General features: G+C 62.0%; 12 protein-coding genes and 1 tRNA gene. 9 read left to right on the top strand and 4 right to left on the bottom strand.

The features are described from left to right. From fdnG to HP546_RS05185, 7 genes are all read left to right on the top strand, one after another. The coding region (gene fdnG / locus HP546_RS05215; protein ID WP_172220647.1) for a formate dehydrogenase-N subunit alpha at nucleotides 1–2,196 on the top strand (2,196 nt) is incomplete at its 5' end. Then, the gene (gene fdxH, locus HP546_RS05210) at nucleotides 2,196–3,167 is read left to right on the top strand and encodes a formate dehydrogenase subunit beta (RefSeq protein ID WP_172220644.1); all 972 of its coding nucleotides are present in this window, start codon (nucleotides 2,196–2,198) and stop codon (nucleotides 3,165–3,167) included. The genes fdnG and fdxH, both read left to right, overlap by 1 nt. Continuing rightward, on the top strand, nucleotides 3,164–3,820 hold the full coding sequence (locus HP546_RS05205) for a formate dehydrogenase subunit gamma (protein ID WP_172220641.1): 657 nt from the start codon (nucleotides 3,164–3,166) through the stop codon (nucleotides 3,818–3,820). The genes fdxH and HP546_RS05205 overlap by 4 nt, the downstream gene beginning before the upstream one ends. Nucleotides 3,821–3,824: 4 nt before the next feature. Further along, nucleotides 3,825–4,745 carry a formate dehydrogenase accessory protein FdhE gene (fdhE, locus tag HP546_RS05200; protein ID WP_172220638.1) on the top strand — a complete coding sequence of 307 codons (921 nt, stop codon included), beginning with the start codon at nucleotides 3,825–3,827 and terminating at the stop codon, nucleotides 4,743–4,745. A gap of 143 nt (nucleotides 4,746–4,888) precedes the next feature. Then, the gene (gene selA, locus HP546_RS05195) at nucleotides 4,889–6,316 is read left to right on the top strand and encodes an L-seryl-tRNA(Sec) selenium transferase (protein ID WP_172220633.1); all 1,428 of its coding nucleotides are present in this window, start codon (nucleotides 4,889–4,891) and stop codon (nucleotides 6,314–6,316) included. Continuing rightward, on the top strand, nucleotides 6,313–8,235 hold the full coding sequence (gene selB / locus HP546_RS05190) for a selenocysteine-specific translation elongation factor (protein ID WP_172220630.1): 1,923 nt from the start codon (nucleotides 6,313–6,315) through the stop codon (nucleotides 8,233–8,235). The genes selA and selB overlap by 4 nt, the downstream gene beginning before the upstream one ends. 6 nt (nucleotides 8,236–8,241) lie before the next feature. Next, nucleotides 8,242–8,337, top strand: a tRNA-Sec gene (locus HP546_RS05185). Between the two features lie 14 nt (nucleotides 8,338–8,351). On the opposite strand, the gene HP546_RS05180 is transcribed toward HP546_RS05185, so the two are convergent. After that, nucleotides 8,352–9,341, bottom strand: a complete 990-nt coding sequence (locus HP546_RS05180) for an asparaginase (protein WP_372242412.1) — start codon at nucleotides 9,339–9,341, stop codon at nucleotides 8,352–8,354. Nucleotides 9,342–9,413: 72 nt separating this feature from the next. Then, nucleotides 9,414–10,856, bottom strand: a complete 1,443-nt coding sequence (locus HP546_RS05175; RefSeq protein ID WP_172220624.1) for a sodium:alanine symporter family protein — start codon at nucleotides 10,854–10,856, stop codon at nucleotides 9,414–9,416. Between the two features lie 178 nt (nucleotides 10,857–11,034). Here HP546_RS05175 and HP546_RS05170 point away from each other — a divergent pair, with 178 nt between their 5' ends. After that, the gene (locus HP546_RS05170) at nucleotides 11,035–11,844 is read left to right on the top strand and encodes a helix-turn-helix transcriptional regulator (RefSeq protein ID WP_172220621.1); all 810 of its coding nucleotides are present in this window, start codon (nucleotides 11,035–11,037) and stop codon (nucleotides 11,842–11,844) included. 399 nt (nucleotides 11,845–12,243) lie between these two features. Then, nucleotides 12,244–13,197, top strand: a complete 954-nt coding sequence (locus tag HP546_RS05165) for an IS110 family transposase (protein ID WP_256678429.1) — start codon at nucleotides 12,244–12,246, stop codon at nucleotides 13,195–13,197. A 58-nt stretch (nucleotides 13,198–13,255) separates the two neighbouring features. Here the strand turns inward: HP546_RS05165 and HP546_RS05160 are convergent, their stop codons facing one another. Both HP546_RS05160 and HP546_RS05155 read right to left on the bottom strand, forming a co-directional pair. Continuing rightward, complete coding sequence (locus tag HP546_RS05160) at nucleotides 13,256–14,059, bottom strand: TSUP family transporter (RefSeq protein WP_172220618.1); 804 nt, start codon at nucleotides 14,057–14,059, stop codon at nucleotides 13,256–13,258. Nucleotides 14,060–14,069: 10 nt separating this feature from the next. Beyond that, nucleotides 14,070–15,131: a TauD/TfdA family dioxygenase gene (locus HP546_RS05155; protein ID WP_172220615.1), complete on the bottom strand. Its 1,062-nt coding sequence runs from the start codon at nucleotides 15,129–15,131 to the stop codon at nucleotides 14,070–14,072. Nucleotides 15,132–15,166: the final 35 nt, after the last annotated feature.

The following is a 15,166-nucleotide window of genomic DNA, read 5'->3' as shown; positions in this document are numbered from 1 at the left end:
CTGCTGAGCAACGACAAGATCCAGCACGAGTACGTGCGCAACTACACCGACGTGTCGTTCATCGTCAAAGAGACCTATGGCTTCGAAGACGGGCTGTTCAGCGGCTACGACGAGGCCAAGCGGGTGTATGCCGACAAGTCCGGCTGGGGTTACGAGCTGGGTGAAGACGGTTTTGCCAAGGTCGACCCGACCTTGCAGCACCCCCGTTGCGTGTTCCAGCTGATGAAACAGCACTACAGCCGCTACACCCCCGAGCTGGCGAGCATGACCTGTGGCATGCCGCAGCAGCAGATGATGAAGGTGTGGGAGGAGATCGCCACTTGCTCGGTACCGGGCAAGACCATGACCATCCTCTACGCGCTGGGCTGGACGCAGCACTCGATTGGTGCGCAGATCATCCGCAGTGCGGCCATGGTGCAACTGCTGCTGGGCAACGTCGGCATGCCGGGTGGCGGGGTCAACGCCCTGCGCGGGCACTCCAACATCCAGGGCCTGACCGACCTCGGCCTGCTGTCCAATTCGCTACCAGGCTACCTGACCCTGGCCGGCGACGCCGAGCAGGACTACGCCACCTACATCGACAAGCGTGCGTCCAAGCCGCTGCGCCCGGGGCAGCTGTCGTACTGGCAGAACTACGGCAAGTTCCACGTCAGCCTGATGAAGGCCTGGTACGGCGCCAACGCCACGGCAGAAAACAACTGGGGCTATGACTGGTTGCCCAAGCTCGATGTACCGGCCTACGACGTGCTGCGCATGTTCGAGATGATGGGCCAGGGCAAGGTCAACGGCTACATGTGCCAAGGCTTCAACCCGATTGCCGCGCTGCCGGACAAGAACCGTGTCACCGCCGCACTGGCCAAGCTCAAGTGGCTGGTGATCATGGACCCGCTGGCCACCGAGACCTCGGAGTTCTGGCGCAATGCCGGGCCGTTCAACGACGTCGATACGGCCAGCATCCAGACCGAAGTGATCCGCCTGCCCACCACCTGTTTCGCCGAGGAGGATGGCTCGCTGGTCAACAGTAGCCGCTGGCTGCAGTGGCACTGGAAGGGCGCCGACGGCCCTGGCGAGACCCGTACCGACGTGCAGATCATGAGCGAGCTGTTCATCCGCCTGCGTGAGCGCTACAGCAAGGAAGGCGGTGCCTACCCCGACGCCATCATGAACATCGACTGGCCATACAAGATCCCTGATGAGCCGTCCCCGGAAGAGCTGGCCAAGGAGATGAATGGCTGGGCAGTTACCGATGTCACCGACCCGACCGGTGCAGTGATCAAGGCCGGGCAGCAGCTTTCGGGCTTTGGCCAGATGAAGGACGATGGCAGTACCGCGTCAGGCTGCTGGATCTTCGCCGGATGCTGGACCGAGCAGGGCAACCAGATGGCTCGCCGCGACAACAGCGACCCGTACGGCATGCACCAGGTGCAGAACTGGGCCTGGGCCTGGCCGGCCAACCGGCGCATCCTCTACAACCGTGCCTCCAGCGACCCCCAGGGCAAGCCTTGGGACCCGGAGAAAAAACGCCTGGTGTGGTGGAACGGCAAAGCCTGGACCGGCACCGATGTGCCGGATTTCAAGGTCGATTCGCCACCCGAGGCGGGCATGAACCCGTTCATCATGAACCCCGAAGGCGTGGCGCGTTTCTTCGCCATCGACAAGATGGCCGAAGGCCCGTTCCCGGAACACTACGAGCCGTTCGAGACGCCGATAGGCATCAACCCCCTGCACCCGCAGAACAAGAAAGCCACCAGCAACCCGGCCGGGCGGATCTTCGATTCGGTGTGGGACACCCTCGGCACCCACGACGAGTTCCCGTACGCGGCCACCACCTACCGGCTGACCGAGCACTTCCATTTCTGGAGCAAGCATTGCCGGCTCAACGCCATTGCCCAGCCCGAGCAGTTCGTCGAGATCGGCGAGGTGCTGGCCAACGAGAAGGGCATCAAGGCCGGCGATCGGGTGCGGGTATCCAGCAAGCGCGGGCATATCGATGCGGTGGCGGTGGTGACCAAGCGGATTCGCCCGCTGCAGGTCAACAACCAGACCGTGCACCAGATCGGCATCCCGTTGCACTGGGGCTTCACCGGGGCTACCCGGCATGGCTACCTGACCAACACCCTGGTGCCATTCCTGGGTGACGGCAACACGCAGACGCCAGAGTCCAAGTCGTTCCTCGTCAAAGTGGAGAAACTCTGATGGCCAGCCAAGACATCATTGCCCGCTCGGCCACCACCACCGTACCGCCCTCGGTACGCCAGCTGGAGGAGGTCGCCAAGCTGATCGACACCACCAAGTGCATCGGCTGCAAGGCTTGCCAGGTGGCGTGTTCGGAGTGGAACGAACTGCGTGACGAGGTCGGCCACAACCATGGTACCTACGACAACCCCCAGGACCTCACCGCCGAGACCTGGACCTTGATGCGTTTCACCGAGCACGAGCGCGACGACGGCAACCTGGAGTGGCTGATCCGCAAGGACGGCTGCATGCACTGCGCCGACCCAGGTTGCCTGAAGGCCTGCCCCAGCCCGGGGGCGATCATCAAGCACGCCAACGGCATCGTCGACTTCAACCAGGACCACTGCATCGGCTGCGGCTACTGCATCACCGGTTGCCCGTTCAATATCCCGCGTATCTCGCAGAAGGACCACAAGGCGTACAAGTGCACCCTGTGCTCCGACCGCGTCAGCGTGGGCCTGGAGCCGGCGTGTGTAAAAACCTGCCCGACCGGGGCGATCGTGTTCGGCAGCAAGGAGGAGATGAAGGTGCATGCCGCCGAGCGCATTGTCGACCTGAAGTCTCGGGGTTTCGACAATGCCGGGCTGTACGACCCGGACGGCGTCGGCGGCACCCATGTGATGTACGTCCTGCACCATGCCGACACGCCCAGGCTGTACGCCGGCCTGCCGGACCAACCGGTGATCAGCCCGCTGGTGGGGCTGTGGAAAGGCTTCACCAAACCGCTGGCGCTGCTGGCCATGGGCGCGGCGGTGCTGGCCGGATTCTTCCATTACGTACGGGTCGGCCCACAGCGCGTCGAAGGAGACGAAAATCCTCTCCCGCCGGACGGCAGCGTGCACCCGGCAGACACGTCGGTGCATCAGGTGGACCCGGCCGTCCATGTCTTTGATCCGACCAGGCCCGGTGGGCAAGGGGAGCAGCGGCCATGAACGACAACAGACCCATCCTGCGCTACAACGCCAACGAACGGACCAACCACTGGATCGTCGCCATCCTGTTCATGACCGCCGGTTTGTCCGGGCTGGCGCTGTTTCATCCGGCGTTGTTCTGGCTTAGTCACCTGTTCGGCGGCGGGCCGTGGACGCGCATTCTGCATCCGTTCCTGGGCGTGGCGATGTTCGTGTTCTTCCTCGGCCTGGTGGTGCGCTTCTGGCGCGCCAACTTCATCACCGCCAACGACCGCCTGTGGCTGCGCCGTATCGACCGGGTGATGCTCAACGAGGAGGAGGGCGTGCCGCCGGTTGGCAAGTACAACGCCGGGCAGAAGCTGCTGTTCTGGACCCTGCTGCTATGCATGCTGGCCCTTCTTGTCACCGGTGTGGTGATCTGGCGGGCGTACTTCAGCCATCTGTTCGGCATCGAAGTTATCCGTTTGTCTGCCCTGTTGCATGCCCTGGCCGCGTTCGTGCTGATCCTCAGCATCATCGTGCATATCTACGCGGGTATCTGGATCAAGGGGTCGATCGGCGCCATGTTGCATGGTTGGGTCAGCCGCCCTTGGGCGCGCAAGCATCATAAGTTGTGGTACCGCGAAGTGACCGGTGACAAGACCCCGACCCATCACCGACGTAAAGAAGGATGAACGTTTGAGCACGATACTCGAGCCCGGGCAGATTGAAACGTCGGCGGTAACGCCGCCGTTTCTGCATATGCCGCCCGCCAACCTGTTCGAACTGCGGGCGGTGCGCCTTGAGCAGTTGACCGCGGGTAACGCCCTCGGCGATTACATGAAGTTTATCGCGCGGTTGTGCCGTATCCAGCAGCAGCTGGTGGATAACCCGCCTGGTGATGTGCCGGTCGCGGCAGAGCGTCAGCGCCTGTGCATAAGTCATGGTCTGCCACCGCTGGCGGCTGACGGGCTGGTGCGTGAAGGAGCTTGGCTGGTTTGGCTGCAGGCCTTGCTGGCGCACTTCAACAGCGAGACCAGCGGTGCGTTGGGAGATGCGTTGCAAGCGCTGCGTGACAGCGATGAACACCAGCACAAGGGCTGGGGTGTTGCCCTGCTTGCTGGCCAGTACGACGCGGTGCCAGCGGCGTTGGTGCCCTTCATCGGGGCCGCGCTGCAGGCCGCATGGTCCAGTTGGCTGCTGTCATTGCCAGTGGCCGAGCTCAATCCCGCCGGCAGCCTGGCCCAATGCCCGGCCTGCGGTTCGCCGGCGATGGCCGGAGTGGTGCGTAACCGCGGCAAGCACAATGGCCTGCGCTATCTGGCTTGCTCGCTGTGTGCCTGCGAGTGGCATGTGGTGCGGGTCAAGTGCGTGTACTGCGATTCGAGCAAGGATTTGCGCTATACCAGCCTTGAAGACGATCGCCATGCACCGGGCAAGGCGCCGCTGCGGGCCGAATGCTGCCCAGGGTGTCAGAGCTACCTGAAGCAGAACTACCTGGAGAACGATGCGGCGGCCGAGCCGCTCGCCGATGACCTGGCCAGCCTGGCGCTGGATATGCGGCTGGACGAGGAGGGCTTCCATCGAATGGCGCCCAACCTGATGCTCGCGCCCGGCTAGTGGCCGAGTGTCTACACTGAAACACCGAGTTGCCTGCTTCGCGGGTGAACCCGCTCCCACAAGGTCCGCGCACAATCCTGTGGGGGCGGGTTTACCCGCGAAAGGGCCGGAACAGACAACGGATCAGTCCAAGGTAGTACCGAATGTCCATCACCCTCGCCAGCGACATCCCACGCCTGCCCTCCATCGATACCCTTCTGCGCCACCCGGCCTGTCTCCCACTGATCGACCGCCACGGCCGCGACGCGGTCCTCGCCACCTTGCGCCAATTGCTCGACGACCTGCGCGACCCTGCCCGTAATGGCCAAGTCGGCAGTGCCGAACTGGCCCCGCAAATCCTGCTCGGCCGTAGCGGCGAACGCCTCGCCATCCAGCAACGCAGCCAGGTCCGCCGGGTGTTCAACCTTACCGGCACCGTACTGCACACCAACCTGGGTCGTGCACTGTTGCCGGAAGAGGCCATTGAAGCCATGCAGACCGCCGCCCGCTACCCGCTCAACCTGGAGTTTGACCTGGCCAGCGGCAAGCGTGGCGACCGTGACGACCTGATCGAAGGCCTGATCCGCGAACTGACCGGTGCCGAAGCCGTCACCGTGGTCAACAACAACGCAGCCGCGGTGCTGCTGGCGCTGAACAGCCTGGGCGCGCGTAAGGAGGGCATCATCTCCCGTGGTGAGCTGATCGAGATCGGCGGTGCCTTCCGCATCCCCGACATCATGGCCCGCGCCGGTGTGAAGCTGCACGAAATCGGCACCACCAACCGCACCCACGCCCGCGACTACGAAGCCGCCATCGGCCCGCGCACTGGCTTGCTGATGCGTGTGCATTGCAGCAATTACAGCATCCAGGGCTTCACCACCCAGGTGCCCACTGCCGAGTTGGCGTGCATCGCCAGGCAACACGAATTGCCGCTGCTCGAGGACCTGGGCAGCGGCAGCCTGCTCGACCTCACCCGCTGGGGGCTGCCCGCCGAACCCACGGTGCGCCAGGCCCTGGCCGACGGCGCCGATATTGTCACCTTCAGTGGCGACAAGCTGCTGGGGGGGCCGCAAGCCGGGATCATCGTGGGGCGCAAGGAGCTGATCGCCAGGATCAAGAAAAACCCGCTCAAGCGCGCGTTGCGTGTCGACAAGATCACCCTCGCCGCACTGGAAGCCGTGTTGGCGCTGTATCGCAACCCTGACCGCCTGGCCGAGCGCCTGCCCAGCCTGCGCCTGCTCACCCGCAACCAGGCCGAGATCCACGCCCAGGCCGAGCGCCTGGCCCCTGAACTCAAGGCCCGCGTCGGTGAGCAATGGGCGGTCAGTGTCGAACCGGCGCTGGGCATGATCGGCAGTGGCAGCCAGCCCGTGGCGCGCCTGCCCAGTGCAGCCTTGTGCCTGCGCCCGCAGGTGTCGAAAAAGCTGCGCGGGCGCAGCCTGCATGTGCTTGAGCGGGCCTTGCGCGACCTGCCAGTGCCAGTGCTCGGCCGTATCGACGATGACGCCTTGTGGCTGGACCTGCGCCAACTGGATGACGAAGCCCAGTGGTTGGCGCAGTTGCCAGCCCTGCAGCTGGGGCCGGTGCAGTGATTGTCGGCACTGCCGGCCACATCGACCATGGCAAGACCGCGCTGCTGCAGGCGCTGACCGGCCAGGCCGGTGACCAGCGCCAGGAAGAGCGTGCCCGTGGCATGACCATCGACCTTGGCTACCGCTATGCAGCGCTGGCCGAAGGTGCAGCGCTGACCGGCTTTATCGATGTGCCCGGCCACGAGCGTTTTATCCACAACATGCTGGCCGGTGCCCATGGCATCGACCTGGTGTTGCTGGTGGTCGCTGCCGACGATGGGGTGATGCCACAGACCCGCGAGCACCTGGCGATCATCGAACTGCTGGGCATTCCCCAGGCGTTGGTGGCGATCAGCAAAAGCGACCGGGTCGAGCCGGCCCGCCTGGCTGAAGTGCAGGCACAGGTCGGCGAACTGCTGGCGCCCGGGCCGTATGCCGGGGCACGGCAGTTCCCGTTGTCGAGCCTCAGTGGGGAAGGGGTCGAAGCGCTGCGCCAGGCCTTGCTGGAGGCCGAGGCGCGGGTGGGGCAAAGGAGTGTGCAGGGTGGCTTTCGCCTGGCTGTCGACCGTGCCTTCGCGGTGACCGGTGCGGGTGTGGTAGTCACCGGAACGGCGCTGGCCGGGCGGGTCAGTGTCGGCGAGACATTGTTGCTGGGCAAGGCCGGCAAGCCGGTACGGGTGCGCGGCCTGCATGCCCAGAACCAGGCTGCGCTGGTGGCTGAAGCGGGCCAGCGGGTGGCGCTGAACATTGCGGCTGATCGCCTGGCCGTCGAGCAGGTACACCGCGGGGACTGGTTGCTGCCCGAGTGGCTGCATGCGCCCAGCGTTCGAGTGGATATCGAACTGCGCCTGTTACCGGGCGAGACGCGTACCTTCGAACATTTCAGCGCCGTGCACGTGCACCTCGGTACCCAGGATGTGACGGCCCGTGTGGCGTTGCTGGAAGGCGAAACCCTGGCAGCCGGCCAGCGCATGTTCGCCCAGCTGCTGCTCAACGCGCCGCTGCAGGCGGTGCACGGCGACCGCCTGGTACTGCGCGACCAGCGTGCCCAGCGCACCCTGGGCGGCGGCAAGGTGCTGGACCCGTTTGCGCCTGGCCGCCAGCGCCGCAGCGAACAGCGCCTGCGCCAGTTGCAGGTGCTGCGTGACGCCGAGGACCTGGAGGCAGCCCTGCCCGCCCTGCTTGGCAGCGCCCCCGGTGGTCTCGACCCACAGCGCCTCGAGCGGCAATTCAATCGCCTGCGCGAAACCTGGCAGTTGCCCAAGGACGTGCTGGTGGTGGCCACACGGCAAGGCCAACTGCTTTTTGCCTACGACCAGTGGCAGGCGCTCAGGCAGCAGGTGCTGGAGCAGCTGGCGCGCTTTCACCAGCAAGAGCCCGACCAGCTTGGCCCGGACCGTGACCGCCTGCGCCGCTTCGCCGCCTTGCCCCTGGAGCGACCCGCATTCGTCAGCCTGCTGGATGAGCTGCTCGATAGCGGTGCCCTGGCCAGCAGCGGACCATGGTTGCATTTGCCTGATCACAAGGTGCAGTTGAGCGAAGCCGACAGTGCGTTGTGGGCGCGCTTGCAGCCGAAGTTGCTGGCGGGCCGGTACGATCCGCCGTGGGTGAGGACGCTGGCAACCGAAGAAAACCGTGCTGAAGCTGACGTGCGCCTGTTGCTGCGCAAGCTGGCCCGGCTGGGCATGGTGCACCAGGTGGTGCGCGACCTGTTCTACCCTGATTCGACGCTACAGCGCATGGCAGAGCTGCTGCTGGGGCAGGCCAGCGAGACGCCGATAGTGCAGGTTGCCGCGTTTCGCGATATGTTGGGCATCGGTCGCAAGCGCAGTGTGCAGGTGCTGGAGTATTTCGACCGCATTGGCCTGACCCGCAGGGTGGCCGACCAGCGTTACATCCGCGCCGACAGCGCCCTGGCCCAGCAGCAGGCCAGGCACTGAATACAAGGAAGGCAATCGCGCCCGGTGGCGCGGCCGGGCTTCAAACCCGGTTGGGGACGGCAGCCGTTCCCGGGCAGGTTCGACTCCCGCTGCCTTCCGCCATTTTCTCGGGCCTGTCAGGCCCGCTCCCCACATAGATCCAGGGCAAACCACCGCTCAGCCGTGTCGACATCCAGCCCGGCCCCCAGCAGCGCAACCATCTTGCCCAGTGCCGCCTCGCGGGTCATGCCGCCGCCACTGACCAGCCCGGCCCCGCGCAGGCGGTTACCCGCCGCATAGGTATCGAACACCACCGACCCTTCAGGGCACTGGCTGATAGCCGCCAGCATTACCCCGCGCTGGCGCGCCGCGCGCAGCGCATCCAGCAATGCCTGGTCATCCGAAGGCCCGGTACCGCTGCCATAGCACTCCAGCAGCAGCCCTTGCACACCGCTGTCGAGCAGCGCTTTCAGGTGTTCGGCACGCAGGCCCGGGAACACCGGCATCACCGCCAGGTTGACCGGCTGGCGCTGTTGGCGATAGCCCAGCACCGCCGGCAATTCGGCGGCACGCTGGCCTTCACGATGGCGCGGCAGTGCAGCAAAGGCATCGAACGCTTCGCTGCGCAGTTTCGATGTCCGGCAGCCATGCAGCAGCTGACCGTGGAAATACAGCTGCACGCCATCCTCCAGCCCCTGTTCGAACTGGCGCAGCGCGCCACACAGGTTGTCCCAGGCGTCACTGCCGCCGGCACCTGCCGGCAGCATCGAACCGGTCAGCAGCACCGCTGCTGGCAGGCCCAGCAACAGGAACGACAATGCCGCGGCGCTGTAGGCCAGGCTGTCGGTGCCGTGCAACACCAGCACGCCATCATGGCCAGCCACATCCACCGCCTCGACGATGGCATCGCGCATCGCCAGCCAGTTGTGCTGCTGCATGTTGGCGCTGTCCAGCAGCGGGTTCAGCTCTTGCAGGGTCCATTGCAGCTGGGGCGCATCGGCCATCTGGGCGAAGTGTTCGCGCATCCGCGCTTCAAAACCACCGGCTGGCGCCAGGCCTTCCGGGGTTTCGAGCATGCCGATGGTGCCACCGGTATAGAGAACGAGAAGATTCTTGACTGCACGCATGGAAAGCATCCGTAGCGGTGAGCGGAGAAAGAAAAGCCGCCCGCGAACGGGGCGGCTGGGTAGCGCAGGGTATCAGCGCTGTGGCTGGGCTTGAGCGGCCATTTTGTCAGCGGCTGTTTCGGCCTGGGCATTGGCAGGCCAGGCATTGCGGTCCAGGTCCAGGTCGACGAATTTGCTCGAGTCGAACACCGGTTGCTGGATACCGGCCTTGCGCTGGTCGTCGTAGTCGTTCATCACCCGCAGGCCGACCTTGAACAGCATGGCCAGGGCCACCAGGTTGACGAAGGCCAGGCAGGTCATGGTGATGTCGGCGAAGGCGAACACGGTCGACAGGTCCTGCATCGAACCCCATACCACCAGTGCCAGTACCAGGCCACGGAAGATCATCAGCACCACGCGGTTGCGGCTGAGGAACTGCAGGCTGTTCTCGCCCAGGTAGTAGTTGTAGAGGATGCAGGTGAAGACGAACAGCGACAGCGCCACGCTGACGAACACACGGCCCCAGTCACCGACCACAGCGGCCAGCGAGTTCTGGGTCAGGACAATGCCGTCGCCTTCGAAGCCTGGGGTGTAGAAGCCCGACAGCAAGATCAGCAGTGCGGTGCAGGTGCAGATCAAGAAGGTGTCGAGGAACACGCTGAAGGCCTGGACCACGCCCTGCGCGCCCGGGTGCTTCACTGCCGCCACGGCGGCGACGTTAGGCGCGCTACCCAGGCCGGCTTCGTTGGCGAACACACCACGCTTCACGCCCATGACGATGGCGCTGCCAAGCAGGCCGCCAAACGCTGGATCAAGGCCGAAGGCGCTCTTGAAGATGGTTTCCAGCATGGCAGGCACGTGCTCGATCTGGGTGCCGATCACGTACAGGGTCACGCCGATGTAGGCAAGGGTCTTGACCGGTACCAGCAGGTCGGAAACCGCAGCGATGCGTTTGATGCCGCCGATGAAGGTGACGGCCAGCAGCACGGCCAGGACGATACCGGTGTGGCTTGGGTCGAAGGCAAAGGCGTTCTGCAGCGAGTGGGTCACGGTGTACGACTGCAGGCCGATGAAGGCAAAGCCGTAAGTGACCAGCAGCAGCACCGAGAACACGATGGCCATGCTTTTCAGCTTCAGGCCGTGCTGGATGTAGTAGGCCGGGCCACCGCGGTACAGGCCGTCGCCGTCGGCGCGTTTGTAGACCTGGGCCAGGGTGCATTCGAAGAAGCTGCTGGCCATGCCGACCAGCGCAGTGACCCACATCCAGAACACCGCGCCTGGGCCACCCAGGGTCACGGCAATGCCGACACCGGCGATGTTACCCGCGCCCACGCGACCGGCCAGGCTCAGCATCAGGGCCTGGAAAGAGCTCAGCTGGCCTGCCTGGCCACGCAGCGATTCCTTGAATACGGTGAACATGTGGGCGAAATGGCGGAACTGTACGAACCGGGAACGGATGGTGAAGTAACCGCCGAGACCGACGATCAGCACGATGAGGAGTTTCCCGGAAAGGAAATCGTTGAGTGCTTCGAGCATTGGAAAATGACCTCGATTCTTATTCTTCGCATGGAAAGACCAGCGGACGGCAGGCGCACCGCTATTCGTTGGGGCGCATGGTTGGCCATGACAAGAGTGGTTACAATTTCGCGGATTGCTCTGACTTGATGCGACTTGATGCTACAATGGCGCCATTCGCGTCACCTGGGTTCCGCACATGAGCGATCATTTCGCTACCAACCTCAAGCTGGCTTGCAGCCACTACCGCTCTATCTCCGAAGTTTGCCGGCAGCTGTCGATCAACCGCGCGCAGTTCAACAAGTACCTGAGCGGCCAGAGCCGCCCGACGGCTTTCAACCTGAAGCGCATCGGCGATTTCTTCGGTGTCGAGGATTACGAGCTGAACCTGCCGGCCGAGCAGTTCGCCCGGTTGATCGGCGCCCGCGTGTCGACCCTGGCCGATCAGCCCAGCGACCCCATCAGCGAGCTGTTCCGACCGCTGCATGAACACGCGGGCAATTTGTCGCGCTATTGCGGTTACTACTTCGAGTATTCCAACTGCATGTCGGTACCCGGCACCATCCTCGTCTCGCTGGTGCATCTGTGGGAGGAACGCGGCCGTTTCCTGTTCGAACGTCAGGAGCGGCAGGAGCGCTCCAGCGCAGCCGACCAGCATGCCGAAGTACGTTGCCGCTACCTGGGTGCGGCTTTCCAGTTGCAGGACCGGGTGTTCCTCATCGACTACGAGTCGCTCACCTTCAACGAAATGAGCCAGACCATCCTCATTCCCAGCTTCAAAAGCCGTATTACCCGCCTCAACGGCCTGAAGGCCGGGGTATCCAGCGGCGACCGGCGCAACCCGGCCTGTACCCGGGTGGTGTGGGAATATCTGGGAGAGGAGATCAACCGCATCAATGCCTATCGACAGGTAAAGCTGTACCAGCCGGATGATCCGCGCATAGATGACGATGTACGCGAGCGGCTGAGCGTGGGGCCGTTACGTAACAGCCTGTTCGAGATTGAATAGAATCCCCCGTCAAGAACTAGCGCAGTACCTATTGCAGGAGCGGCCTTGTGTCGCAAAAGGGCTGCGCAGCGGCCCCGGCAATTTGTGTATCCATGCTGAACCCTTGGGGCTGCTGCGCAGCCCATCGCGACGCAAGGCTGCTCCTTGTATGTTGTGTCTGACCCTGACGAGAGAGGTTATTCTGGTCAGGTTCGAGAAGCACTTCCGGGGAGACCGATCGCTCCTGAAGGCAGGCTTGCCCTGACCTTGTATGTAGAGAGGTCCCCCGCCTCATTGCCCACTACGAAGAGTATCGAGAAGCCGACTAGTCGGACTTCGCATTACAAGGTTGCAGCGGCATGAATTTCGAGGTCGGGGAACCGGAGGCCATTGTTACCTAACTCACATGCGGTGGGAAGAATGAGTGTCTGTGTTGGCGTGGATATCGGTTCGCGTACTTCGATTGCTGGGGTGCGTAAAGATGGGCGCCCTGTCGGGCAATGGGACATCGCCCAGACACCCGCTGGCCGCAAGGCAGCGGTGAAAAAACTGCAGGCCCTCAAACCCAAGACGATCGTGATGGAGGCCACGGGGATCTATTATTTGGACCTCGCGCTTGAGCTGCATGCGGCCGACCTTCCTGTTTCAGTCATCAACCCCAAAAGTTTCCATAACTTCGCCAAGCTCATGCTGGTCAACAGCAAGACTGATGCAATAGATGCTCAGTTGCTAGCCGAGTACGGCGAGCGTATGACGCCGCGCTTGTGGACACCGCCAAGCCCTGTACAGCTTGAGCTCAGGGCCCTCGGTCGGCACATCAATCGGCTGGTAGGACACCGCACCAGGGCGAAAAATGAGCTGCATGCACTGCAGGCGACCGCTACGACCATTTCTATTTTGATCGAGGATCAGGAGGAGGCGATTGCCACCCTGGACACTCGCATTGAGCGCTTTCGTAAAGCAGGACGCGAACTGATCGCCCAATGTCCAACCCTCACCCAGCAATACAAGCAACTACTCGCAGGCCCCGGAATAGGAGAAGTTACGGCACTTGCAGCTTTGGCTGAATTGACCACACTGCCTGAACTGCTCAAGTCCTCTCAGGTAGCACGCCATGCGGGGCTGGATGTTCGACAGACACAATCTGGAACAAGCATCGACAAGCCAGGCCGGCTCGGTAAGAGTGGGAATGCGTATCTACGCGCAGCCATGTATATGCCAGCGTTGACTGCGGTGCGCTGTGATCCTTATGCAGAGGCCTTTTACGAGTCGCTGATCGGTAGAGGCAAGAAAAAAAATGCAAGCGATCGCCGCTGTCATGCGCAAATACCTGACAGGTATCTGGGCATGCATGCGCGGGGATATGCCATTTGATACGGCCAAGCTTTTCAGCTCTGAACACCTCAGAAAAGCTTGGCCGCCAACAGAGTATCTACATAATTATTCTAAATTGCCGTAACCATTCCCCTACCGGATGCCCATCACCGAACAGCAACTTGATTGCCATCAGGGAACACACAACGATCAGTAGCGGTTTGACCAGTCGTGGTCCAAAGTAGAGCGCGCAACGCGCGCCAATTTGTGCGCCGATGATGGCGCAGACTGCCATTGCCAATCCCAAAGGCCAGATGATCGCCCCACTGAATGCAAATACCGACAGAGCTCCAAGATTGCAGCACGCATTCAATAGTTTGCTTCTGCAGATCGCCTGCATAAGCGCCTGCCCCATTAGCAAGGTGCAGGCGACCATGAAGAATGATCCGGTACCTGGGCCAAAAATACCGTCATAAAAGCCAATGGCTGGAACTACTGCCAACGTGAAGGTAAAACGTGATAGCCGTTGCCTACGGTCCTGATCACCAAGCGTGGGGCTGAATGTAAAGTACGCGGCTACCGCAATCAGCAAGATTGGGACGATTGACTCCAGGACAGCCCTGTCGAGTATGCTGATCGACAAGGCGCCTGCGAACCCACCGGTAAAAGAAAGACAAGCCATAGGCCAGTCGGACCGCCACTCGATCATCCGCTTGCGAGCAAACGCCCAGACTGCTGAAACACTGGCCGAGGACGCCTGAAATTTATTGGTAGCCATTGCCGCCAACGGGTCGACGCCTGCTATGAAAAGGGCCGGGAGCGTAAGCAGCCCGCCGCCGCCTGCTATTGCATCGAAAAAACCGGCAAACAGGGCGACAGCTGAGAGTGCAATTAGTAGTGAGGTTTCAACTTCCACTAGCATTTCTCCAGCATTAGCCGCGCACTACAAGTGGATCTTTTCGCAGGGTCAAGGGGCGGGCATCCGGTGAATAACCAAACAGTCGGATCAACAATCTCCTGTTATCCTTTACGATTTCGCGTGCATGGAGTGTTTGGCTGTTATTGATTAATAGTGCTGAGCCGGGATGAAGGATAAATTCGTGAGATTTTGCTTGGCTCAGCAGGTGCACAAGCGAGTGATAAGCTTTTTGTGCCGACTGGCTGGCCTCGTTATGCAAAGAGTAACGATAGCTACTGTAGCGCAGGGTAAATTCGCCCCTGGGATCAAACTGGAGAATGGAATTTTCGACCGTGTGCTGGCTTTCATCCTTGACGAAGCAATCGCTACGAGTGAAACAGAATGACTTCGATGATAGCGCAAGTGCCTCAAGTCCGTTCAGCTTTGCAACGGCATCGCGTACAGGTATCAATATGGTCGGTTCTCGCAAGGGGTTCCATCTGGCCGTCAGAATCAATGCGCTCGGGGCCGGAGAGTGTCCGCTCTCTGAGTTGATCGAGCAATTGTAGGGAGGCTCTGTATGCGGGCCCAGCATAAGTCCTGAATGGGAGCTCATTTCGGCTTCGTGATCATCAAGCTCATCCGATAACACATTTTCGCCGCCACCTTTGAAGTTACCAACGAGCCTTACTTGCTTGCTGCCGTTGTCTATATCAAAAGCGAAGGAGCGATAGTCGACAAGGTTCAGGAGGATCTGGTTTCGAGAGGCCAGATAGATAGTGACTGGTTCGGTACTGATGATATCCATGGGCGGAAGATGCGCTGGTGCAGGGTCGGAGTGCGGAACTTGCATCGCATTGAACTCAATGGCGGCCGCCATGCCGCAGGTGAACATTTCGAGCATATCGCGTTGCGGAGGGCTCATTGAAAGCATCAGAACTCGGGCGTGATGTGCGGAAATTCTTGCGGCTCCTGTTACGTCAGGCCCGCCGCTCGCGGCAGTTTGTCTGGACCCTGAATCCAATAACCGTGCTTGCTCCTTGGTAAACTGGAATTTGATGATTTCAGGCGAGCGGCTAAATTGAGTTCCTGTCATTGTTTTTTTTCCTTTGTATGTAGAGGAAGGTGAAA

It is taken from the genome of Pseudomonas sp. CM25, assembly GCF_013179705.1.
Lineage (GTDB): Bacteria > Pseudomonadota > Gammaproteobacteria > Pseudomonadales > Pseudomonadaceae > Aquipseudomonas.
Note: the sequence above shows the minus strand (reverse complement) of the source record. Positions and strands in the feature narration are given on the sequence as shown.

Coding starts and splice junctions, on each gene's coding strand:
- HP546_RS05160 (WP_172220618.1), bottom strand. CDS start 14,059: ATGCTAGTGGAAGTTGAAACCTCACTACTAATTGCACTCTCAGCTGTC.
- HP546_RS05180 (WP_372242412.1), bottom strand. CDS start 9,341: ATGCGTGCAGTCAAGAATCTTCTCGTTCTCTATACCGGTGGCACCATC.
- selA (WP_172220633.1), top strand. CDS start 4,889: ATGTCCATCACCCTCGCCAGCGACATCCCACGCCTGCCCTCCATCGAT.
- HP546_RS05155 (WP_172220615.1), bottom strand. CDS start 15,131: ATGACAGGAACTCAATTTAGCCGCTCGCCTGAAATCATCAAATTCCAG.
- HP546_RS05170 (WP_172220621.1), top strand. CDS start 11,035: ATGAGCGATCATTTCGCTACCAACCTCAAGCTGGCTTGCAGCCACTAC.
- fdxH (WP_172220644.1), top strand. CDS start 2,196: ATGGCCAGCCAAGACATCATTGCCCGCTCGGCCACCACCACCGTACCG.
- HP546_RS05205 (WP_172220641.1), top strand. CDS start 3,164: ATGAACGACAACAGACCCATCCTGCGCTACAACGCCAACGAACGGACC.
- HP546_RS05165 (WP_256678429.1), top strand. CDS start 12,244: ATGAGTGTCTGTGTTGGCGTGGATATCGGTTCGCGTACTTCGATTGCT.
- HP546_RS05175 (WP_172220624.1), bottom strand. CDS start 10,856: ATGCTCGAAGCACTCAACGATTTCCTTTCCGGGAAACTCCTCATCGTG.